The sequence below is a fragment of the Aliivibrio fischeri genome (assembly GCF_009727955.1).
Classification (GTDB): domain Bacteria; phylum Pseudomonadota; class Gammaproteobacteria; order Enterobacterales; family Vibrionaceae; genus Aliivibrio; species Aliivibrio fischeri_A.
The window spans coordinates 78,223-102,904 of sequence record NZ_WOBR01000011.1; the positions used below are offsets into that span (position 1 = coordinate 78,223).

The window sequence follows — 24,682 nt, forward strand, 5'->3', positions numbered from 1 at the left end:
ATTACTCTCACAAATGATACAAAAATTAAGTTAAATTAATATTTAATTGACACCTTTGCATTTCTTGTTCGATTGACGAGTGAAATGGTTAACCTTGAGTTTGAACTTTTAACATGTTGCAGGTTGGATAAATTAAGATATGAAATCATTTTTACGATTGAATTGTACTCTGATAAGTATGATTATCTTTTTTGTGAGTTCTTTGTTGCAGATAAACCATGCTGCAGCTGCAGACCTATCCGTTACTGTAACTTCTAATCCTGTTGTTTATGAAAATAATAGTACAGTGACGTATACCATCACTGTTGATAACTTAACATCGAATTCCATCGACAATATTTCTCTATCGGCTGATTTTTTATCTGTGATGTCAGGCAGTGAACTCGCTTTTCAATCTACCGAGATTTCTGGAAAGGCGACATGGTTCTCTAATAAGGGGGATTTTAATACATCTGGCGACCTTATTGTTTCCAATGCAAAATTAAACTCAGGTGGCACATTAACTTATACCGTTTTAGCAAACGTATCAGAACTTGCTCAAGATGATATTTCAGTTCAGGCTACAGCGACAACAGATACAGAAACAATTGATTCAAATATCGCTATTGTTCAGCCAGCACCATATGAATATTCATTAACACTTTCTTCAGATAAAACTGAATATGGTCTTGGTCAGCAAATAACCTATACACTTGTAGCCCAAAATACAGGTAGCTATAAAGTACAACATTTATCTATTAATCAACTTTTTGCGTCTCTATCTGTTGAGTCCATTGACGGTACATTAATTTCGCCATTTTCATCAGTGACCATTAGTGCAAAGAAGAGTGGGGTAAATAGTGATATTGGTTCTTTTCCTTTGCAAGGTGACCTAGAAGTAATTGATGCTGTAATTGATGTAGGCGGAAGTTTAACTTATACAATTAAAGCCACTGTTGTGGATACGTTGGTTGGTGACATTGTCACTTCTGCAATTTCAAGTACCAAAGATGGTAGTGTAAATAGTAACGAATTAACGACACCCCCTTCGTCTGGCGAATTGGAAATAACATTACATGAATTTGATCAAACTTCGCCTTATTTGATTAATGGTGAAATGCTTATTCGTCTTAGTGTTGAAAATACTGGTGGTGGAATCGTTCATAATTATCGGGTTCAACATAATATTGCTACATTATTATCAACATTAGGTAATGATTTAGATGAAGCAAAGTATGATCATACCGATGTCCAAGGTAACCCTTATCAATCATGGATTGCGAAAGTTGACAATATAGGCTCGCATTCTCTTTCTGCGTTAAATACTAGTGGTTCATTATCAGATGCTGTTTTTGATGACTTAGTATCGGTTTATCCAAATGAAACCATTGATTACTCGATAAAAACTATCATTACTCCTGTAACTGTTGGGACAATCAACAATTTAATTGCAAAGGTGCTTAAATCTGATGGTTCATTAGCCGGTTCAACAAGCCAAATCTCAACGTCGATTGATGCTGAAAGAGTATTACAAACAAGTGATTCGGAAATCAAAATCACCAAAGATACTGCTCAGAGTGAATATGTTCCTGGGGGAGCAGTTGTCTATGACATTACTGTTGAGAATACATCTAATAAATACTTTGCTAATAATTTGATCATTGTAGATAAATTATCATGTATAAAAACAGAACAAGCTGGTGGTGCTGGGCAAGGAAGCGCATTCAAATCTTGGAAATTGGAAGTTACGGATGGTAAAGACAAGATTGGTACTGACGCAGGTAAATTCAATTATGGTGCGAGTCAGACTGGGGATTTAGCCATATCACCTGATATCGCACCAGGTAAGAAAGTTATTTATAAATTAACAGCAATAGTAAATGACACGAGTGTTGGAACTATTATTGATGATGATCCAAGTTGTGTTGATGATGTATCTGAAGGTGGAACAGGGGTTGAAATGCCTGACGATAGTCTTTCTGTAACCAAAGACGTCGATTCTTATTATTACTCAGCAGGACAATTGCTTACTTATACGATTAAAGTAACGAATAATGGTGATGGTTTTGCCAATCAAGTGCCAGTAGTTGATGATCTTGCATCTATCATGGTAGATGACATCAATGGATCTCCTGTACCTGCTTATTCTAACTGGGTAATTACGGCAAACGCTGAGCATATTGATGGTACGCCAGCTACGTCAACAGATACAGGGATTGCAGGAGTCATTATATCTCCAGATATTTTAGATGTTGAAGCAACGATTGAACCAAAAACAATCGTAACATATACAGTAAAAGCGAGAACATCTAATACCGCGAATGGCACAATTACCAATGAAGTGATTGTTGATGGAAAAGCTATTGCGGATAGAGGCTCTGTACCTAGAGATTTTACGGTTTCGATAAACAAATCAGTAAAGGTGAATGGAGCGACGTCATTTAGTGGTGAACAGACTTCTTACTCTAAACCTGCAACTGAAATTACTTATCAGTTGGTATTAAAAAATGATAAATCAAATGGTTATGCTACGAATGTAAATGTGACTGATCCAATATCTACCATTCAAGCTGATATGTTAGAACCAGATAATACATTAATGCCTGTTTTTACCACGTGGACGATTGATGTAGATAAAGAAGTTGTTGATACATCAGGTTTGTCAGCGCAAGAAGAAGCTGATCTGTTAGCTGCGACGGATGTTGGTATTGTTGAAAATAATAAGGATCTTGATACTACAGCCCAAATTCCACCGAATGTTCGTATTATTTATACAATCACTGCACAAATTGATCGTACTAACCCTAACAAAATCGTGTGGGGTAGTTTTAATAACGTTGCCACAGTAACTACGCCAGATAATGGTAAATCAAATAGTGACAATGCTTGGGTTAGGCCCAAAGATCCTGATGTGTTTGTAACAAAAACCAGCAGTAATGAGCATTTTGAAATTGGTAAAGAAGTTACTTTCGATATTTACGTTTTTAATAAAGGCGCAGGTTATGCAAATGATGTTGATGTAAAAGATGACATTATTGGAATGGATGTTTTTGAACCCGGCTGGAAAATAGAGGCATCAACGGAAGGACATCCTAATAGTGGTAGTTTTACAGACGATAAGTTAAATTGGCAAGATGGAAATAACATAAATTCAAACATTGATATTGATCCGCAAGAATCTGCGGGCTCTTTTGGTGGAATGGGATATGTTGTGTATTCTGTAACCGGTATCGTAAAATCAGATTATGCAAAAGAAGAAATATCAAACACCGCTGAAATTCACGATCCTGCAACGGGAACTGATCATTCATCAACTGCTGAAATTGGTAAAGATGTTGTTACCGAAAAATTTAATGTTTCAATTTTAAAAACATCAGATAAAGTAAAAGTGGTGCCAGGTGAGGACATCACTTATACCATCACACTATTTAATAATAGCTCAACGGTCACCGCTGATCGACTAACCGTTGCTGATCTGATGTCAGAAATTAAATCTGTGCTAGCGAATGATAAAGACGATCATTTTCAAGATGACTTGGATAAGTCACCTTTTGAATATTGGCAAATAAAATTAGATGGCGAAACTACATTTGGCCCTACTACTAATGAAGATTTTATTTACCCTGTAAAAGGCTCTGGTGACACGTTAGAGCTTGCACCACAAGAAGCTAAAATCTTTCAAATTAAAGCCAAAGTAAAAGATAACTATGTTGGTACCGTAATATCTGGTTCCGAAACTAACTTATTGCCAAATGATGCGTATGTATATCGTGATTTTGGTGAAGTGGATGAAGCGTCACACGTATCTCATCACGAAAATGAAATCGCTTGGAACGGTGCTGACACGGTTAGAAATTTGCTTGTTAATGGCAGTTCTAACCAATACTACAGTCCTGGTGATGAACTGACTTATACCGTCAAAGTTTTATCTAAAACAGGGTATTTAAATAATCATAAGGTATTGGAAGATATTCTTGGTTTAAATGTTTTATTGATGGACGGCTCGTCTGCTAATCCATTTTTAAATACATTTAGCGTTACCGTAGACAAAGACGATACGAATGGTGGAAAAGGCACAACCAACGGCACTTTAGATGGCGTGGTGGAAGATAATAAGAACATTGATACTACCATTGATGTTGCGGGTGGAGACTACGTTCTTTATACCGTGAAAGGAATTGTTCGTAATGATGCCGTCGGTGATATTACGATTGGTGGAATTACGGTACGTCCAAATGAGTTCCACTTAACCTTCTCTAAAGAAGTGGATGAATTGAACTATAAACCTGGCGAGACCTTAACTTATCACCTGATTATTACTAATGATGGTAAGGGCAATGCTTATGATATCCCTGTTCTAGATGAAATATCAAAAGTACAAGTTGAGTTAGTTGATGGAACGATGGGATCCGCATTTTTGCCGGGTTGGACGATTGATCCTCAAGTGAGTGGCAATGCACCAGGCAGTAATGTTCAGGTTGGAACCACTACGGATGGTAGAGATTTAAATACAAGAGCTTCAATCCCTGCGGGTGCTACCATTGACTATGTTGTTACTACTACGGTAAATCCAACAGCAACAGGCGATATTATTAATATATTATCGGTCAATGGTGATCGTGTAAGTGCATTATCTAAACCAGATGCTCAAAAGTTTGAGTATTCAAAATCGATTCTTGCTTATTATGATACTGATGGCGTGACTAAGTTGAGTAGTGGTCTGGCTGGCTATAAACCTGATGGTTTTATTGAGTATCAAATAGAAATAACCAATGATAATGAGGTTCACTTAAACGACATTACTATCACTGACCGAATTCGTTCAATTAAGACTAATTGTTACAATGTAACAACGGGCTCGATAGAGCAATGTCCAGCGTTTGATAGTTGGCAGATTGTCACTGAAACGGACAGAAGCCCAATATCCAATCCTGGAAGTGTTCAAGATAATAGAGATATTGATACAGAATTTGATTTAGCTGCTAAAAGTTCAGATCCGCTTGGCTCATATGTTAGGTATAAAATTAAAGCTCATATTGTTGAAAATGCAGTAGGCGAATTTAAAAATAGTGCCTTGATTGATGGGCGACATGCTGTGACATCAGATCGTTCAGTGATGCTGCCTGTAACATTAAACAAACTACATAAAGCTTATTCTGATAATGCTCTGACTAGTGTTAAGAAAACCTACAACCATCAAACAGAGCAACAAAAGGTCTTTTATCATCTGCGAATTGAAAACACGGGTGATGGTCTTGAATATGGAAAGGCGCTTATTGAAAAGTTTTCAGAGCTAAAAGTACGATTAGCACAAACTGCTGTAGGTCAAGGCAATAATGATAAAGCGTCTGTGTATCAACCGAATGGCTGGACAGTAACAGCAACAACATCGGGCGAACCAACGACTTCTATTGGTGGTTTTGTCGGCGGAAATAATGCAGATATTGATATTCCATCAGTGTCAATAGCTCCAAATGGATGGATTGATTTTGTGATGGAATCGCAAATTCGTGATGACAGTTTAGATGCGATAAAAATTACGCCAACTTATGGCGGTAGTAATCTTCCAAAATCAAGCATTACTTCAGACCCTTCAGGCTTAGAAGTGTCAAAAACCATTATTTCAGTAGGTGGGAAACCATACAGTAGTGGTGATACTTATAAACCGGGAGATATGGTTGAATATCAATTTATCGTTAAGAATATTCAACCTGTATGGCGTGATAACACCATTATTCAAGATCTGCTTTCTGAGATAAAAGTGGAAGTGATTGGTGGAGGTATCGAATCTGCATTAACCAATACCAACATTACTGATGTTGTAACAACAGGTTTAAATGGTAGCGTTGATACTAAACCTCTTGATTATGATCCCAAAGGGGATGTTGATATAAAAGAAGCTGATGGGCTTGATATCGCACCAATGGAAGAGATAACGTTCACAATCACGGGACAAATTCGTACTGATGCCGTTGGTATTGTTGACGCAAACACCGCTATTGGTGGAAATAATACCGTTAATACGGATCCTATTCCTCCTGTCGCACCAAAACTTGTTTTTGAAAAATTAGTAACCAATACGACAGCAGACAGTAGTACTTGTTCTTTTCCATCATCAACAGGAAGTGGCTGCCAATATAACCCTAGTGGTCAAGTAACTTATGAGGTGATTGTAAGAAATGACGGGGAAGGTACAGCTAATGATGTAGTAATTAAAGATATTGTAAGCTCAATTAAAACATCAGATGGTGGTAGTGCATATTCATTAACTAATGTTCATTTACTTGAGCAACCAGATCCATCTCGTTTTTCTATTACTGGTCAATATGAAGGAACATCTGATCTGAATGCTACATTCGATTTAATGTCAGGTGATACAGTTAAATTTGAAATATCAGGAACGGTCTCGAATGATGCAACAGGGTCGATCACTAATATTGCACAAGTTGATGGTGTTAATACTAATGATGTAACGCTTGATGCTGGAACCGCGAGAATTATCGCAATCAAACAATCTGATATCGATAGTTATGCACCTGGACAGACGATCAATTATACCATTCGGATATTAAATAAATCGGATACCAATACAGAGGTCACCGTTGTTGATCCCATTTCATCATTCATGGTGGAAACGGCAGATGGCACAATGAAATCAGCATTGGAATCTTGGACTATCGCTTCTACGGTTATCTCTGACGGTGATCATGATTCGACACCAAGTTATACGGATATAAGCAGTTTACCTACGAGTGGTGATATTAATTCCGTAATAAAAATGGCAGCAAGACATCTTGATTCAACATTGACTGAAGTTGAAATTAAGATCACAGGGGTAATACGTAAAGATGCTATTGGCCAATTTACAAATACAGTAACGATCAATGGAGCTGATTATCGCGTTGATGTTGGTTATATCGTACCTGAAAAGGGAGAGTTAACCGTATCAAAATCAGCAACAAAAACCCCAGCAACCTATGTTCCAGGTGAAGTAATTGGTTTTGATGTTGAAATTGAAAACATAGGTGGTGGTTACTTAACTAACGTTAATATTAGTGATTTAAGTAAAAGTATTAAAACGGATTTTGCGGGACAGGCTCGTGATGGACAAGTATTCGCACAGTGGGACATAACAAATATAAATGTAGTTGGCACAGAACCGTCATTGTCTAAGCCAATATCGGGTAGTGAAATTACCGGGTCATCAGGTTATGAAGTCAATTATAACATTGCACCGTCGCATAAGATCCAACTGCATCTTGAAGGGCAAGTTAATGATAAGGCAATGGGAGACATTACTAACATCGTTAACGTGACTGATGCTGAAAATAAATTAAAAAGAGCAGAAGCAACATACACACCTGAATTAGCGGCGTTAACAGTAAGTAAAACCGTTGATAAACCGGTGTATGAGGCGGGAGATACGCTGACTTACACCATTAAAGTGACAAACACCACAGGCGCATGGGCGAAAGACGTTCAAATCAGTGATTTTTTATCAAAGATTGAAAGTACAACGATTGACGGTGCAACTATTACTGCTTTTGACCCTAATTCAATAACTATTAGTGGCAACTCATTAACAGGTGAGACAACTATTCCAACTATACATTCAGGTGATATTAATGGAGTCATCGAAATAGCACCAAATGATGAGCTAACTATTACACTGAGTGCAACATTGTTACCTACGATTCACGGTGAAGTAAAAAATACAGTAACGATTGAGCTAGATGGTGTATCACAAACGGCTGAAGCGATCAGTGTTCCGATTATTCCAACTGTGATTTTAACAAAAGAAGCGCCGGTAGAGTTTTATGTTCCAGGGGAATCGTCTGATTTCATTATTACGGTTAAAAATGAAACGAATGGCTTTGCAGATGACATAAAAGTTGATGATATCATCTCAGCATTAACGGTCGAGACGATTGATGGAACAACAGAGCAAGCATTCAGTCATTGGGTATTAGATGTGGAAGCCAATGATCCGAATACTGTTATTACTCGAACAAGTGCCACTATTAATGAAGATATCGAAGTTAATATCGATTTAGCTCCATTAGATACCGTAACCTTCACAGTAAGTGGCGATGTAAATCAAAAAGCAGTAGGCACCATTAAAAATACGGCTGTTATGGATTTTAATGGCGTAACAGTAACTAAAGAAGCAGAGTTAAAACCAGAACTTCAAAGTGTTTCATTTGAAAAAACATTAAAAGATGGCACTCAAGAAGGAAATTATGTTGCAGGAGAAGAAGCTGAATTCCATATTACATTAGTGAACAACGCCGCCAGTTTTGCTCAAAATATTAAAGTAACTGATTTAATTAGCGACTTAAAAGTAACGACTATTTTAGGTGGCACTGAAGATGCGTTCAGCTCTTGGCGTATTGATTATGAAATACAAAATGACAAATATGACACAACAACAATAGATCCACTGCCTATCGGAAATGATCTTGATGTCACCATTAACCTTGCCCCAAATGCTACTGTCGATTTTATTGTTAGTGGTGCTGTTAATCCTGATGCATTAGGTGAAATAAGCAACACAGCAAGCATGGATGATGGCACAACGACTATTGACTCAACCGCCATTTTAAAACCAGAAGAAGTGGTTCTTATGGTTAAAAAAGTGGCAGATAAATCAGAATATACCAATGATGATGATGAAATTACCTTTACTTTAGGTGTCACTAACCGAGGATCATCAGACGTAACGGGGGTTCGCCTAGTTGATGAAATATCAAAACTACAAGGTGCAAATGGCAATCCATTATTTACTGAATGGACGGCAAAAATTATTGAATTTCCAAGTGGCGCTGTTGTAGATACTCAAAGTTCGGTTGATTTAGATTCAACTCAAACGCTAAAAGCATATGAAGGTAACGCATTTGAAATCATTATTGTTGGTCAAATTGGTAAAGGTCTTGATGATGATATAACTAACACATTTACTGTCACGACTCCGAGAGGAATAACGGCGGAAGACAGCGTAACTATTCACGTTAAGAAGTTTGCTGATAATGAAGGTGAACTGCAAGTAACCAAACAAGCGCTTAAAGACTCAGCCCAAGTGGGTGATGTCATTGAGTACGAAGTCATCATTGAAAATCATAATGAAGCTGAATTTAAAGGGGTGAAATTAGAAGATAGATACCCTTCTGGTTTTCAATATGTGGAAGGTTCAACAGAAATAACAAACAGTGGACCTGATGGCCAGTTCGATACATTTGATGATGTATTTAATACTCAAGAACCAAGTATTACTAATGTATTAACATTTAACATTGGCGATATGCTTGCATATGGTTCAAGTGGCTCAACTATTCAAGAAAAGGTACGTGTGCGTTATTTGTTGCGAGTAACCGTTGGTGCGACCTTTGGCAGTTATGTCAATACTGCTTATGCCATGACACCAGCAGAAGGAATGACGAGTGGGCCTCTGCAAATTAAGTCAAACATGAGTAGTGCTACCGTTGAAATTACGCCTGATAAGTTATTTGATACCGCATCAATTATTGGAAAAGTATTTGAAGATCATAACGGCGATGGCTATCAAGCAGAAGCAACGGCTTATGAGATTAAAATTACTGCAGATATACCTAAGTCAGCGTACGTATCAAATTCAACAACTTTAGAGATTCTAGGCCAAGAAGAAAACGTAAGCGAAAGCGATATTGCACCTATCAATAAAAGTATTGTCATTGATCATCTATTTGGTTTATCAAGAAATAGGACTTTGCCAGAAGGCAATAAAGCAGTATTGCAATTTGCAACAATCACTAAAGATAAATTTGATTTTACTGTAGAAACTGAAGATGGCACCCATATCCTGTTTAAAAAAGACGACAGTGTAATAACAAGCCATACAGGAGACAGACAAGAAGGGCTAACTGGTGAAAATCTGAATGTTACTCGTAATCTCTATAAAGATGGCGACCATTATTTGTGGGAAATTATCATCGAAAATATGGGCTTGTATGAAGATGGTATTCCAGGAGTAAGGTTATTAACCGTTGAAGGGATCATTATAGAAACCGATCAATATGGTCGTTATCACGTACCTGATCAATGGGTATTAGATAAAAAAGGAAAACAATTCCTTGTAAAAGTTGATAGCGATTCATTGCCTACAGGGATGACAGTAATTAGTGAAAATCCGAAGGTATTACGAATAACGCCACATGCACTGACTAAATTTAACTTTAGTGTGCAAAGTGAAGAAAAAAATAACTCAAAATAATAAAAAGAAGAGAAGTTATTATGAAAAGCCTAAATATTTTTAAGAAAAAAAGCATAACAGTGTGTGTATTATCAGCATTACCTGTTATGACTTTTGCTAAAAATACCGAGAATTTACAGCAGCTCGATTCTGATACTATGGGGATCTTAATTGATGCTCATGAACAAACAGACAGTTCACGTATTTATTTAGATGAAGGTGCAATATGGGCAAGTCGTGATATCACCAAATTTAACCCTGTATTAGATTTGAGTGTGAGTGATGAGGCCGAGATTGAAAATGGGGCTTTAGTTAATGCACTGAATTTTTCTGTCAATACAAACTACAGTTACTACATAAAGACATGGCAGCTAGAAGTATACCGCGGTGCAGATCGTCATTTATCCGAACCTTTAATCGTAAAAAAAGGTGATGTATTAGCCAATAGTACGGATATCGAGTGGGATGGTTCAACAGAGGTTGATCATCAATTTAGACTAGGTGAACAATTGCTGTTTAGGCTCAAGGTTTGGGATAAAGATGGCAATATGGATGTCACCAGTTTAGGGGTGGTTGATCTTGTTCGACCTAATAAAGATCTTTCTATTGATAAAAACATAAATGAAGAAGACTCGGGACGTCATTTTGGTAAGTCACGGTTGATGCGTCATAACATTCCCACCTCATCAGGTTTGGCAAAATTCATTGGTACAGGGCTTGATGGCGTCGATAAAGTGATTATCGGTGAAGATGAATTTGATGTTGTAGAAGGGGATTTATATGCGGAAATCTTCCTACCAACGGATGCGTATCGATTCCCTACGACGGTTGTTTTTGACTCAGGAGAAGAGCGTCGATTCTCTCTTTATGCCCGTATTCCTGATACCTATTATGCACAAGCTGGTTTAGCTGATTTCTATGTTGGTGCAAATCGTGTAGGTGGTAGTACAGGTGCGTTAGAGGTCAATGAGCAATATGCTCAAGATATCTATAACCAAGGACGTATTGCCTATTTTGGTCAGGGAAAATTTGGTGACAAATTACGAGTTGTTGCTCATGTAGATACCAAGGACAGTGCCGTAAAGGATATGTTCAAAAATCCATTTGCAGCAAATGACGCTTCGACTGTATTTGACATTGTCGATGGTGACGATGAAATGATGTATGGCAATTATGGTGATGGAGCTAATATTCAAAAAGTGGTGAACACAAAAGGTAAAGTTTACCTCGATGTTCAATACGACAAATCTCAATATCTGTGGGGTAATTTTAATACTGGAATTACGGGTACAGATAATGGTGATTACAACCGCAGTTTATATGGTTTTAAAGGAGATTACCGCACAAGAGAAACTACCTTATACGGTGAGGATCGTTTAAATATTGTCGGTTTTGCTTCACAAGCAGATTCACTTTATTCGCATGATGAGTTTTTAGGAACGGGTGGTTCATTATACTTCTTACAGCATGGTGAAGTGCTACCTGGTAGCGATAAAGTCATGATTAAAGTCATGAATAAAGACAGCGGGATTGTAGAGAGAGAAATTCCATTACAATCAGGACGTGACTATGAGATAGACGAATATCAAGGGCGAATTATTTTAACGAGACCGTTATCTGATATTGTTTCTGACAGTTTTGGTTCAGTTATTGATGATTCGCCTCGTGGTGGTTATGAAAACTATTTATCTGTTGATTATGAATATATTCCAAGAGGTAAAGACGCACAAGATGCGATGGCCTATGGTGGTCGAGCTAAAGGTTGGATTAATGATTATATTGGTGTTGGTGCAACTTACATAACAGAAGAAAAAGACAGTCAAGATTACGAACTGTATTCAACAGATCTAACATTACGTGCAACAGAAGGTACTTATCTAAAAACAGAGTTCGGGCACACTACTGGAACACAAGCAGACAGTAACTTTGTTTCATTTGATGGTGGCTTGACCTTTACACCAATTACATCGGGTAATGTAAATGATCGCGAAGGAAATAACATTCAAGTTCTTGGTGTCGCCAGTTTATATGATCTCGCTCCGGATATGTTCGGTGCTGTTGGGAATGATATTAAAGCTTGGTATAAGTCAAAAGATGCGGGGTACTCATACGCGAGTCAAAGTGACGATCTTGAACAAGAGTCTTATGGAACAGAAGTTCGTTTGCAAGTTGGCGATCGAGTTCAAGTATCCACTCGTTTTACATCAATGGAAGAAAAAGAGCTAGACGGTACATTAGAAACAGACAGTGAACAAATTGAGCTAGAAACACAGTTTTTGGTAACCGAACACGTAAAAATTTCATTAGCTGGGAAACATGTTAAAGAACTCAATAGACAGAAAGAGTCAGGAACTGGTTCATTAGCGGGAGCAAAAGCAGAATACCTTTGGGATAGTGAAAATAGCGTTTACGTTAAGGCTCAAACAACTGTGGATGCGACTGATTCCTATGATGATAACGACAGTGTCACTGTGGGTGCAGAAACAAGAATTCTAGAGGATCTGACGCTTGGTGGTGCATACACAACGGGTAGCCGTGGTGATGCTGCAGAAGCCACAGTAAATTATGATGTGACTAAAGATTATTCTACTTATGTTACTTATGTAGAAGATAATTATCAGGATCAAAATAACGTAATTTTAGGGCAAAGAGCAGCGTTAACTCAAACTGTCGATTTCTATCAAGAGAATCAATTTGTTAATGAAAACAATGGAAAAGGACGTATTGATTCATTTGGCTTTGATAATGAATTTACTGATGATATTGATCTTGGTATTGCTTACCAGCAAGGTGAGATTGAATATAATAATGACCCCAATAATACACTAACGGGTCTTGTTCACCGTAAAGCCATCAGTTTTAGTATAAGTTTTGATCTTGATGATGTTCTTTTAAAGAACAAGTTTGAATATCGTGTCGATGAAACTGAAGAAACCAATGAAAAAATTGAACAATGGGTAACAACAAATAGTTATACCCACCACTTAACCAAAGAATACACCTTATTTGGTAAGTTTAATTATTCTCGCTCAGAAAATGAAACTAACAGTGAGTTACTTGAACGCTTTATTGAGTCTAGTATCGGTTTGGCTTATCGACCAATTTACAATGATAGATTGAATTTATTGGCACGTTATACGTATTTAGTGGACTTTGATAACTTAAATCGTGATGTTGAATACTCAGACGAAGAAAGCCATATCATCGAAACTGAGGCGATATATTCTTGGAATGCTCATTGGGATTTTGGCGCGAAATACGCGTATAAAGATAAATATCAACGTTTTGATCGTGCATCGGGTGCTGGGATTGATGTTAATAGCCAAATTTATCTCACTGGCATCAGTGCTTCTTATCGCATAATGAAGAATTGGGATGTAACAGGCCAATATCATTGGAAAGTAGATACTCAATACGATGAAATGGAAGATGGAGCACTTATCTCATTTAATAAACATTTAACAGATAACTTTAAGATGGGTGTTGGGTACAACTTTTCTCGATTCGACGATAACTTAACAAACGATGATGATTATGATGCAAGTGGTGTATTCATTAATCTTATTGGTAAAATTTAAGGAAGAAAGATGCAAATAAAACAATCGCTATTTATTGGATTAGGTCTTCTTTCTTTGTTTGGGTGTAGTACTGATACTTACGTAAGCCAAGAAAACATTGATAAATATGATGAGCGAGTTCAAAAGTTTTTAATTGCAGAGTGTTTAGTACCACAGCGTGAAATACAAATCGGTGTAGCTGAACACTTTGAATTCGATAAATCAGAAATTATGGAGGGAGATTTCCCATCGTTAAATCAGTTTGTTCGTGATATTGAAAAGTTAAAAGGTCGAATTGCTATTGTTGGTCATACAGACTATCAAGGTTCTGAAAAATATAATGAACAACTCTCTCTTAGACGTGCAGATTCAATCAAAACATACCTTTTAAAGCAATTGAATGCGGATAATTATGAATGGGAAATTAAATATTATGGTGAGAAAAAGCCATTAATCGAAGGGCGAACATTAGAAGCAAATGCGGCAAACCGTCGCGCGTATTTGGTTTTTGAACAAACAGTAGAGAAAGAAACGAACCCTGCGTGTTTACCTCCAGAGCCGAAGAGAAAAGTTTATGTAACGATGGCATCACATTTTGATTTTGATAAATCTGTATTAAAAGAGAAAGATAAAATTGAATTAGACAAGCTAGCATTAAAATTAGAAGGACTGACTGGACGCATATTGATCGCGGGTCATACGGATTATCAAGGTTCCGTGAGTTATAATGAAAAACTCGCAAAAGAGCGCTCTATCGCGGTACAAGAATATTTAAAAACTCGGGTTGATCCGACACAATTTGTCTGGGAAGTTAAATCATTTGGTGAAAGTGAACCGATAATTCAAGAGCATACGTTAAAGGCGAATGCTGAAAACCGTCGAGCATTTGTCGTCTTTAAAGAAGGTCCATTACCTGAAGAAAAAATTGAATCATTGACCGATAAAAAATAAAAATAGGGCGTTCATTTAGAGTTAAATGAACGCCTTTTTGTTACGCTGTCACAGTGACTTCATAAGATCCAAATTTTCGGATGTTGATAACACCAGTGTCAAACAGTAGGTACTGACCTTTAATACCATTAAGAACGCCTGTGACTTCAGGGTTTTTATCAAAGTTATGACTTACGATTTTTGTCGGAAACTCATTAACAGGAAACGCAATATCAAGAATGTGCTCGTCTAATAATTCAACAGAATTTTCACCATGCTCAGCTTGAATCTTTGCAATTGCCGCTTCAACTTGAGGCAATAGTTCTAAGGCCGCTTCTTTTAAAGGTAGGGGATCACCGTTACCTTTTAATAGTGTGCGCCAATTGGTTTTATCTGCAATGAGTTTTGCTAACTCAATTTCAACTAGACCTGAAATTAAGCGGTTTTTCACTTTAGCGATAGGCAAACCTTGAGTTGCGCCTTGATCAATCCAGCGTGTAGGAATTTGAGTATGACGGGTAATGCCGACTTTCATGCTTGATGTATTAGAAAGATAAACATAGTGATCAACAAAGCAATTCTCTTCACCCCATTGAGGTTCGCGACATGTTCCTTCTGCGAAATGACATGTTTCAGGTTTCATTATGCACATATCGCAACTTGCTAGCTTTTTCATACACACAAAGCAATGACCTTGAGAGTAGCTTTTTTTCGTTTTCTTGCCGCATGAGCAGCAAAAGATATTACCTGTATGAGTAAGAGTTAGCGTTTTACCAATTAAAGAGTTTAAGTTGATTTCTTCATCTCCGACAGGCAGACGATATTGAACGGTTCCTTCAGATAAAGAAGAACGCATTTTTGCTAATGTTCCAGTAATTTGAATGCTCATGAACTTTCTACTTTTATTTTTATAAATGAATGTTTATTAGAATAAAACCATTGTAACAAAGTCATGAGAGAGTGTAAGAGCTCAAGTGAATATTTATATGCAAGGATAAACGACAGTTATGATATACTCGTCACATTAGACCAGAATGACTGGTTATTTATCAATAATACTCGAAATTGGAGTGCAGCTTTTGCAATTTAAAGATTTAGGTTTAGATAATCGCCTATTAAAAAATCTCGCTCACCAGAACATTAAAAAACCAACTGAAATTCAACGTAAGGCTGTTCCTGTTGCTATTGCAGGTAAAGATGTTCTTGCGTCGTCAAAAACAGGTTCAGGTAAAACATTAGCTTTCGTTTTACCAATGCTTCACAAATCACTGAAAACGAAATCTTTCTCAAAGAATGATCCTCGAGCCGTGATTCTTGCGCCAACACGTGAATTAGCTAAACAAGTATATAGCCATTTACGCGCAATGTTAGGTGGTTTAACTTATGACGCGACATTGATTACTGGCGGTGAGAACTTTAATGACCAAGTGAATGCATTACGCAAGCACCCTAAGTTCATTGTTGCAACTCCAGGACGTTTAGCTGACCACCTTGAGCATCAATCTCTGTACCTTGATGGTTTAGAAACGCTGATCCTTGACGAAGCTGACCGTATGCTAGATCTTGGCTTTGCTGAGCATTTGCAAAAGATTCATAAAGCGGCAAGTCACCGTCGTCGTCAAACGTTAATGTTCTCAGCAACGCTTGATCACGATGCAGTGAATAAGTTCGCAGGTAACATGCTGGATAATCCAAAGCGTATTTCTGTAGGTTTATCGAATGATGAGCACAAAGACATTACGCAACGTTTCTACTTATGTGACCATTTAGATCACAAGCAAGCGATCTTAAACAAAATCATTGAGACAGAAGACTACTTCCAAATCATGATTTTCACAGCAACACGCTCTGATACTGATCGTTTAACTAAGTTATTAAACGAAGAGAATTTAAAAGCAGTAGCACTAAGTGGTGATATGAATCAAACCGCTCGTAATAACATTATGAGTCAGTTTGAGCGTCGTGTTCACAAGATCTTAGTAACAACCGATGTTGCTTCTCGTGGTTTAGACTTAACAAGTGTAACGCACGTAATTAACTTTGATATGCCAAAGCATATGGAAGAGTATGTTCACCGTGTTGGTCGTACAGGCCGTGCAGGTAAGAAAGGTACTGCGATTTCACTTGTTGGTCCAAAAGACTGGGAAAGCTTTAAACGTGTAGAAACCTTCTTACAACAAGATTTGTCTTTCTCTGTATTTGAAGAATTAAAAGGCAAATTTAAAGGATTGAAACCGAAACATAAACGTACGTTTGTGAAAAAAGGCGATCCTAAGAAATTTAAAGCGAAGGGTAATCAAAACAAGCCTAAAGCGCCTAAGAAACGTGATAACTCGTTCCATACAAATGTTGCAGTTGGTGATCAGGTATTTATGCCAAAGAAAAAGCCAAAGCAAATTGTGGTTGATGACGAGTAAGCTATCTAGTTTACTTATATAGAGTAAATCAGAAATAAAAAATGACAAGGGAGCGAACTTCCTTGTCATTTTTTTTAAACTAAAAACGAGTAATAGTTTGAAACCAGTATTGTGAATCAATACTAATTTGGTTAGGTACTCGTATTACAAATACTCACATAAATACGCAGTTTCGATTTCTACTTTTACTTCAAATGAAGAGTTACCTTCAACTGAGAAATCTTCACCAGAAGAGAAAGTAACCCAGTCAGCATCTGTTGAGCGTTTAATGGTAAGAGCACCTGTGATAACACTCATTTTCTCAGCAGCAGCTGTGCCAAAAGTGTAGTTACCCGGTAACATTACACCTACAGAAATTGCGTTACTGTTTTGTTCAAATCCAATAGATTTTACTTTATCTTCAAAATAGCTATTTACGGTTAACATGTGACATCCTTGAAATTAAAATCGAGTAAACAATATGTTATTCGACCATTATTTTCAATAGTTACTTGATATAACCAAGTGATTGAATGGTTTTAGTCGCTTCAGGTGAAGCAATATAATTCATAAATTCAGTCGACTCTTTTGATATTGTTTGGTTTTTGTATACAAATAAAAATGGATGAGAAAGAGAGTACTTGTTTTCCATTATAGCTTCTTGGCTTGGTAAAATATTATCTACCTTTAAAACTCGTAATTGAGCTATATCACCAAGTGTCCCTGCTGAAACATAACCAATAGCATAAGGATTACGTGAAACAATACTCTTCACCATACCCGTACCATTAACAACAAGAGCATTATCGCTAATATCTGACACGGTAAACGAATTGATTTCTTGTGTTAAACCAAAGTGTTTTTCAAACGAAAAACGAGAGCCAGAAGCAATTTCACGCGAGATTACCGATATTTTACGATCTGTCCCACCGACGTCTTTCCAGTTTTTTATATCACCATGATAAATTTTCCAAATATTCTCAGTTGATAATTCAGTTATTGGGTTATCAGGGTGAACAACAATAGCAATGGCATCGTAGGCAATAAGTGTAGAACTTAATGTCTCTTTTTCTTGTTCGGTTAATTCACGAGAACTAATAGCAAGGTTTACGGTGTCATCAACCAACAATTTAATACCAGCACTTGATCCAACGCTTTGTAAATCAATGAGTGGTTTATTGTCTTTATTGTATTGGTCGATAAAAGGTTCTAATAAAGTCGAAACTGAGGTAGAACCCGCAATTACCGTATTCGCAGCAAAAGTTGAAGAGCTAAAAAGTAACGCTGTAAATAAAGAGGTGTAACTAAACGCTTTGAACATGAGCTAAATCCATTGTGAAAAAAAAGCATCATAATCTGGAAGTGTTACACCATTGTGACAAGTTATCCTTGAAGTGAATCACGAAATTCTTTAGGTGTGATCCCTTTGACTGACTTAAAACTCGTACTAAAGTGCGCTGCTGTTTTAAAACCTGTGTCATAGGCGATTTCAGTGATAGTTTTTCGAGTCAGTCTTAGTTGTGTTGCCGCATAATTAATGCGTTTTACTTTTACTAGATGAGCAAAAGAGAGTTTATCTGATTGAAGTTTACGTTTTAATGTTGATGCAGACATTCCTAATTTTGGAGCAACCATATCAATGGTTAAATCTGCTGATATATGCTCTTCAACGTATCTTATAAGTTGTTGAGAGGTCGTTAATACCGATATTTTTTGTATAAAAGGGATTAAACATGGCTGTTTGTTTACCATTTCACTCAACAAAGCTAAGGTTAAAAACTCAAGAGTGTCATTGTTATCATTATTTGCTAATTGTTCTTTTAACAGTTCAAGCAGTCTGACTACAGATGTATCTTGAGCGGTAAAAATGAAAGTGTCAGAATTGCAAGGTGAGTGAGCTGGTGCATTGCTGTATGACAAAAATTTCTGAAATAGAGCAACATCGATAACAACAGATTGAGCTTTAAAATTATTATTATCGTTTGTCATTTTTATTTTTGAAATATCGCCTGAGCTGTATAACAAAAAATCACCAGCATTAAGCGTAATATCATCACCGGTTCTATCGCGATAATGAAATTGACCAGAAGTTACAATGAAAATACCATTACGCTCTACAGGGTAGCGATCTGATTTTCTTCTGGTATGAGTATTAAACTCGTGTAACTGGACTGGAGACATCATGATTTCCCTCTATTATCATTGAAAATTAGTGTAAACTTACTTATTGAAAAATCAAGAGTATTAGTTTGAAGTCTTAAAAATTGAGTAGAAAATTAAGACTTACTTCAACCTACAGAACGGAATTTTATGGGCAGCCCACGATTACGAAAGCAATTCGAAAAATTATACGGTCATTATCACTTATCGTCTGACGGCATACAGATTGATGATATTGCCGATCTATTGTGCTGTACTCGTCGTAATACCCGTATGGTTCTTAAAAAAATGTCCGAAGAAAAATGGATTGATTGGATCCCCGCGGTTGGTCGAGGTAAGAGTTCCGTTCTTGAGTTTTTATCTACGCCAGATACGGTCTATCTGTCCCTCGCTCGACGTAATATTGAAGATGGAAAACTTGATGTTGCCCTTGATATTTTGGATGGTAATCAAGACGCATTACTGGATTTGATCCATAAAGTATTAGGGGTTTCACACGAAAAGGGCAAACAAGTTGTTAAGTTACCTTATTACCGCCAACTGAACCTATTAAAACCATCGTTAGCAATTCGTCGTTCAGAGCAGCACTTAATGCAGCAAATTTTCAACGGTTTAACTCAATGGAATAAGCAAGGAGAAGTGGAGGGTGATATTGCCCACCATTGGGAAATGCTTTCACCTACACATTGGCGTTTTTACTTAAGACCAAGTATCTATTTTCATGATGGAAAACTACTGACATTTGATGACATTAAAGAGACATTTACTCATTTAAAGGCCAATTATGTTTTCAGCCATATTGAGGATGTTTTAAGTCCAAATTTAAATATCATTGATTTTGTATTAAACAAAGATGACCATTATTTTGATTCAAAATTAGCTCAGTTTAATGCGAAATTGGTTCCGGCAACCAGTCATGATAGTGATGAGCAACAACATTTACCTATTGGAAGTGGACCTTATAAGGTCGCGGAAAACACAGATAAAAAATTAATTTTAGTGGCCAATGAACAATATTTTGGTTATCGACCTCTTATCGATTCTGTTGAAGTGTGGACATTACCAGAGATCGCGCCAATTCAACTGAAATTGGGTTTGGAAGTGTATGAAGGAAATGATCAATCACTTGATTCATATGGCGAAACCGTTGATGTCGATCGAGGCTGCAGTTACTTATTATTTAACCGTAAAACTGGCATTGCAAAAGATCAAAATTGGTTAAGTTATTTATTAAATACGATCACTCCATTATTACTATTGAATGAGCTTCAAAATTCAACCATGAATGGTATCGGCCTTTTTAACGCGTATGGGTTATTACCGGGCTTTCAACATTGCTTAAATCGCACGGTTCCACCTTTTGAGTTACCAGAAAGAGGGAGTGTTGTTCATTTAGGATTTGAGAATGAGCATCCGTTATACCCATTACTTGGGAAAATCATTAAGCAACGATTAGATAAAGATGGGATCATTTTAAAGATACATCAATTTGATACTTTAGACTTACTCGATCTAGAGAAGGCTACAACGATTGATATTTGGCTTCGCGGAATGAGTTTGGGGACTCAATGCCCTGAAGCATTATTATCATGGCTATTTGCCTTTGATGAAATTGAACGTGTAATGCCTGAAGCTGATTTCCAAACCATATCGAATATGATTGAAAAATGGCAATCTACGTCACAGTGTCACTTTCCAGTAAACGATATTTGTCGATTTTTGGTTGATTGTGGTCAAATTAATCCATTATTTCATGGTTGGATGGGAATAAGTGAAGACACAAACAACAGTATTCAAAATGCGTCATGCAATGGATTAGGTTGGTTTGATTTTGAGAAGGTTTGGATTAAGCCAACTTTATAATAAGAATGTTTACCACCACGATATGATGCGTGGTGGCACTATGCATGTTATTTTTTGTAAAATGCGCGAATGGCTTGAGCTAGGTTAGCCTTAACTTCTTTTGTTATTGAACATGTATTTTCACAAGGAAGCGCTGCTAATAAGTCTGAAACTAATCGAGCAGTTGGTTGAGGAGTTAAAGCTTGCCACTCTTCCAGAAGGGAGCGGTTAATGTGTGATGGCAAAGATCCCAAAGTGCCAACATCATTTTGATCATGAACCAATAAACCCGCCGTGGTTCCTTTGTCTAGAGTCAATACTTGATAGAAATAAAGTGTGTGGTAATTTAATTGAGCCTGTTTTAGTTCTTTCGTTATTTCACTTTTTTGCAGTAAGTGTGAGCTAAGAATATGCACATAAGTATCAATCACTTTTGTTGCAAATTGTTTTGTAAATACTTCGCCATTTTCTCCTTTTGGATTAAACCCCTCTAAATAAAAATGACTCACACCTCTGCGTTTTTTTAATGCAGGGATATCGAAATATTGATTACCAGTCTTAGTTCCTTCTAAGTAATGAGATTTGGCCGCTACTTTTAATGTTTGATCGAAGTATTCTTTGTCTTCTTTATCAAAGTGAGAAGGATTCAAATCAGCCATGATTCGCCAATAATTAGTACCATCTTTTAATTCAGTTAGACTAAAATGCATATGAATCGATGGTGCGAGAGGGTGATTGGGGTGGATAATCGTTGAGAGGGCTGTCGCGCTATTGTAATGTTTGTTGGCATCGTCTTCATATTGAATTTGTGAAACATTGATGGATGCACGATTAAATATTCCACCATCAATGGCTTCAAAGCGCTCACCACCGCCATGTCTTCCATTGTCTCTTAGCCATTCTACAGCTTTAAATTCAGTTGATTGTGATGTTAGACTGCTTGCTTTTAAAAGCTCTGATTTAAAATAAGATTGAATATCGGTAAGTAATAGTAATGCACTTTTAGCGTCGGGGTTTTTAGCATTAATTCGCATAAAAAGACCTTTATAGACAGATGATAGAGAAAGGGTTAAGTACTTATTAATTGAGTGTAAAATAAAGCCTTTGTATATGGCAACCTAAGATATGGAAAGAAATGGCGAAACCAAATAAGAAAGGCCCAACAAAGACCATTATGATCTTTTGTTCAAAATGCAAAGCGCCCTTATATAAATACAGAAAAGGTGGGAAAGGAGCCTTAGTGAAATGTTTTGTGGAAAGAATCGTCGAAGATCACACCACAACGAAATGTGAATGTCCGCAGTGTCAGTCAATCTTTGCAAGAGAAACGCTTATCAGGGGGACTCCTGCATATAAAATGATAGGTGGTAAAGTCATGGCAAAGTAATACTTTGTCAATTTGAGCCCTCTTTGAGTAAAAGATGAACAGTTGTAAAAATAAAGTATTCGTATTCATTTGGAACTATAATATACTGATAACTTATGCTTTATTATATTTTTTCTTAGGGGTTTACGTTGCTCAATAAGCGCTTTCTACTTACGACTTTATTGCTATTAAGCTTCTCATCATATGCAGATAGCCTAGCAACAAAGATCGATAACTTTAAAAAAGCGTTTAAAAAACAACAAGCCGTCGAAATTTATGACATTCGCTTAATACAAAAAGAATATCCTACCGTATTATTGTCTCCTGATACATTGTTACCACAAACAGCATCTTACCCATTTAAACAATTACAAAGGCTGTATCGTAGTGCGCAAACATGTACTGGTCCTTGGCCTGTAAGTCCGTTGGTGGGAGAGCCTCTTGTTTTGATCAGAGCAATGTGTCGAGGTATAACACTGCCAACAAGATGGTTTGCACGATCTGGAATGATACACCCAGGTGGTGGTTCTTATGCATATCGATATGTTCAATTACATCCCGAAGCAAAAGAACAGCTATCACCGTATATGCATATAAAAGAAAGAGCCATTGCTGGTGAAGGGACATTATTGCACCATTTACAAATGATGGATGATACAGCAATTAGAGCGATTATTAGTGGTTCAGATACCATTATTGCTGATGATTTATTGTGGTTACGCAAAGGCAGCCGCTATTATTTATACCCAACAGAATTAAAGAATAAGTATTTAGAAAATTACCAACTTGAAGCGACCCTATTTAAGCAAGGGGCAAATTGCTATGTAAGAAATGGTAATGTATGTTGGCAAGATCAAACAGACTCAAAGACATTGTCATATATTGTATTGTTTTTGGTGTTCATTAATGTGTGTTTGGCGATAGGTTGGGGTATCTCTCAGTGGAACGGTAAACGCAGAGAGATGAGAAGTCGAATGTTAGTCTTACAAATATTGACGCATGAATTAAGAACGCCAATCGCAAGTTTGGGATTAACCGTTGAAGGATTTCGACGACAGTTTGAAGCATTGCCGGAATCCTTGTACGATGAATTTAGGCGTTTATGTGAAGACTCAAGGCGTTTACGTCAATTAGCTGAGGCAAGTAAAGATTATTTACAATCAGATGATAAAGGGTTCTCAACAGATTGGATACCTTCTGTTGAAGAATGGCTCAGCTATCGTTGTTTGGAGTATACTCAGCCAGTTGAATTTAAAATAAATAAAGATGCCTCCATTAAAGTTAATCTATATTGGTTGGGCAATTGTATAGATAATTTAGTTAGTAATGCTCATAAATACGGTGTACCACCCGTTATTTTGAACGTTACTGTAGAACAGAAAAAATTAAGAATTGAAGTCATTGATGGCGGACAATTAACAAAGCGTGATTGGAAAGAATTAAAAACACCTTTTGTTAGTAAAGCAGGATTAGGCCTTGGTCTAACCATTGTCGAATCAATGATCAAAAGAATGGGCGGAACCATGACTCTTCAGGGGCCACCGACGACATTTATATTGGAGATACCTTGTGAAACAGACAATCCTACTTGTTGAAGACGATAAAAACTTAGCGGACGGACTGATTGTCAGCTTAGAAGAAGCGGGTTATCGCTGTTTACATTCCGAAAATGCCGCAAATGTATCTGGTCTTTGGAGCGAAGCTGATATTGTCATTCTTGACCGTCAGCTACCTGAAGGTGATTCATTAACTTGGTTAAGTCAATGGAAACAAATAAAAGATGTTCCCGTTATTTTATTAACGGCTCTTGTTTCTGTTAGAGATAAAGTAACAGGTCTAGATTCTGGTGCTAATGATTATTTAACTAAGCCTTTTGCTGAAGCTGAATTACTGGCTCGTTTACGTGCGCATTTACGTTCACCAGAAACTGATGAAGTAAAATCTAAATTAGTTGTTGGTAATCTAGCTATTGATACCTCTACACGTGATGTAGTTAATTCAGGTGAGAATGTTACATTAACTCGAACTGAGTTTGATCTTTTGCTTTTCTTAGCATCAAACCTTGGAAAAGTGTTTACTCGTGATGAGCTCTTAGACCAAGTTTGGGGTTACAACCATTTTCCAACTACACGTACAGTAGATACGCATATTCTTCAGTTACGTCAAAAGATTGTTGGAATAGAAATTGAAACATTGCGTGGCGTTGGCTACAAAATGAAAGCGTAAT

The 24,682-nt window shown here is 37.0% G+C and carries 13 protein-coding genes; 8 read left to right on the forward strand and 5 right to left on the reverse strand.

What is annotated here, in order from left to right:
- Window positions 1-139: 139 nt before the first annotated feature.
- The 3 genes from GNP81_RS15965 to GNP81_RS15975 are packed head-to-tail and all read left to right on the forward strand — an operon-like array spanning window position 140 to window position 14,712.
- Complete coding sequence (locus GNP81_RS15965) at window positions 140-10,225, forward strand: DUF11 domain-containing protein (RefSeq protein WP_155674357.1); 10,086 nt, start codon at window positions 140-142, stop codon at window positions 10,223-10,225.
- Window positions 10,226-10,245: 20 nt separating this feature from the next.
- On the forward strand, window positions 10,246-13,782 hold the full coding sequence (locus tag GNP81_RS15970; RefSeq protein WP_155674356.1) for a TonB-dependent receptor: 3,537 nt from the start codon (window positions 10,246-10,248) through the stop codon (window positions 13,780-13,782).
- A 9-nt stretch (window positions 13,783-13,791) separates the two neighbouring features.
- Complete coding sequence (locus GNP81_RS15975; RefSeq protein ID WP_005422695.1) at window positions 13,792-14,712, forward strand: OmpA family protein; 921 nt, start codon at window positions 13,792-13,794, stop codon at window positions 14,710-14,712.
- Window positions 14,713-14,752: 40 nt separating this feature from the next.
- Here GNP81_RS15975 and GNP81_RS15980 read toward each other — a convergent pair whose 3' ends face one another.
- Window positions 14,753-15,580 carry a DUF2797 domain-containing protein gene (locus GNP81_RS15980; protein ID WP_155674355.1) on the reverse strand — a complete coding sequence of 276 codons (828 nt, stop codon included), beginning with the start codon at window positions 15,578-15,580 and terminating at the stop codon, window positions 14,753-14,755.
- Between the two features lie 145 nt (window positions 15,581-15,725).
- On the opposite strand from GNP81_RS15980, the gene GNP81_RS15985 reads away from it, so the two are divergent.
- Window positions 15,726-17,108, forward strand: a complete 1,383-nt coding sequence (locus tag GNP81_RS15985; protein WP_012534711.1) for a DEAD/DEAH box helicase — start codon at window positions 15,726-15,728, stop codon at window positions 17,106-17,108.
- Window positions 17,109-17,252: 144 nt separating this feature from the next.
- Here GNP81_RS15985 and ppnP read toward each other — a convergent pair whose 3' ends face one another.
- From ppnP to GNP81_RS16000, 3 genes are all read right to left on the reverse strand, one after another.
- Complete coding sequence (gene ppnP / locus GNP81_RS15990) at window positions 17,253-17,534, reverse strand: pyrimidine/purine nucleoside phosphorylase (RefSeq protein WP_005422703.1); 282 nt, start codon at window positions 17,532-17,534, stop codon at window positions 17,253-17,255.
- 61 nt (window positions 17,535-17,595) lie between these two features.
- The gene (locus GNP81_RS15995; RefSeq protein WP_155674354.1) at window positions 17,596-18,408 is read right to left on the reverse strand and encodes a phosphate ABC transporter substrate-binding protein; all 813 of its coding nucleotides are present in this window, start codon (window positions 18,406-18,408) and stop codon (window positions 17,596-17,598) included.
- Between the two features lie 62 nt (window positions 18,409-18,470).
- A complete protein-coding gene (locus GNP81_RS16000; RefSeq protein WP_155672771.1) occupies window positions 18,471-19,271 on the reverse strand; it encodes a helix-turn-helix domain-containing protein in 801 nt (266 codons plus the stop codon).
- Window positions 19,272-19,397: 126 nt separating this feature from the next.
- Between GNP81_RS16000 and GNP81_RS16005 the strand changes: the two genes are divergently transcribed.
- Window positions 19,398-21,110, forward strand: coding sequence for an SgrR family transcriptional regulator (locus GNP81_RS16005; protein ID WP_155674353.1), 1,713 nt, complete (start codon window positions 19,398-19,400; stop codon window positions 21,108-21,110).
- A 47-nt stretch (window positions 21,111-21,157) separates the two neighbouring features.
- Here the strand turns inward: GNP81_RS16005 and GNP81_RS16010 are convergent, their stop codons facing one another.
- Window positions 21,158-22,123: a coproporphyrinogen III oxidase gene (locus tag GNP81_RS16010; protein ID WP_155674352.1), complete on the reverse strand. Its 966-nt coding sequence runs from the start codon at window positions 22,121-22,123 to the stop codon at window positions 21,158-21,160.
- 101 nt (window positions 22,124-22,224) lie between these two features.
- Here GNP81_RS16010 and GNP81_RS16015 point away from each other — a divergent pair, with 101 nt between their 5' ends.
- The 3 genes from GNP81_RS16015 (at window position 22,225) to GNP81_RS16025 (ending at window position 24,681) form a co-directional block, all read left to right on the forward strand.
- Window positions 22,225-22,476 (forward strand): hypothetical protein, encoded by a 252-nt coding sequence (locus GNP81_RS16015; RefSeq protein WP_054775761.1) that lies wholly within the window; start codon window positions 22,225-22,227, stop codon window positions 22,474-22,476.
- 128 nt (window positions 22,477-22,604) lie between these two features.
- Window positions 22,605-24,050 (forward strand): sensor histidine kinase VxrA, encoded by a 1,446-nt coding sequence (gene vxrA, locus GNP81_RS16020; RefSeq protein ID WP_155672775.1) that lies wholly within the window; start codon window positions 22,605-22,607, stop codon window positions 24,048-24,050.
- Window positions 24,025-24,681, forward strand: coding sequence for a response regulator transcription factor (locus tag GNP81_RS16025; RefSeq protein ID WP_011263415.1), 657 nt, complete (start codon window positions 24,025-24,027; stop codon window positions 24,679-24,681). Before vxrA ends, GNP81_RS16025 begins: the two co-directional genes overlap by 26 nt.
- The last annotated feature ends 1 nt before the right edge of the window (window position 24,682 follow it).

Bases quoted from the DNA above. Each gene is read 5' to 3' on its own strand.
- GNP81_RS15965 (WP_155674357.1), top strand. From the start codon at position 140: ATGAAATCATTTTTACGATTGAATTGTACTCTGATAAGTATGATTATC.
- GNP81_RS15970 (WP_155674356.1), top strand. From the start codon at position 10,246: ATGAAAAGCCTAAATATTTTTAAGAAAAAAAGCATAACAGTGTGTGTA.
- GNP81_RS15975 (WP_005422695.1), top strand. From the start codon at position 13,792: ATGCAAATAAAACAATCGCTATTTATTGGATTAGGTCTTCTTTCTTTG.
- GNP81_RS15980 (WP_155674355.1), bottom strand. From the start codon at position 15,580: ATGAGCATTCAAATTACTGGAACATTAGCAAAAATGCGTTCTTCTTTA.
- GNP81_RS15985 (WP_012534711.1), top strand. From the start codon at position 15,726: ATGACTGGTTATTTATCAATAATACTCGAAATTGGAGTGCAGCTTTTG.
- ppnP (WP_005422703.1), bottom strand. From the start codon at position 17,534: ATGTTAACCGTAAATAGCTATTTTGAAGATAAAGTAAAATCTATTGGA.
- GNP81_RS15995 (WP_155674354.1), bottom strand. From the start codon at position 18,408: ATGTTCAAAGCGTTTAGTTACACCTCTTTATTTACAGCGTTACTTTTT.
- GNP81_RS16000 (WP_155672771.1), bottom strand. From the start codon at position 19,271: ATGATGTCTCCAGTCCAGTTACACGAGTTTAATACTCATACCAGAAGA.
- GNP81_RS16005 (WP_155674353.1), top strand. From the start codon at position 19,398: ATGGGCAGCCCACGATTACGAAAGCAATTCGAAAAATTATACGGTCAT.
- GNP81_RS16010 (WP_155674352.1), bottom strand. From the start codon at position 22,123: ATGCGAATTAATGCTAAAAACCCCGACGCTAAAAGTGCATTACTATTA.
- GNP81_RS16015 (WP_054775761.1), top strand. From the start codon at position 22,225: ATGGCGAAACCAAATAAGAAAGGCCCAACAAAGACCATTATGATCTTT.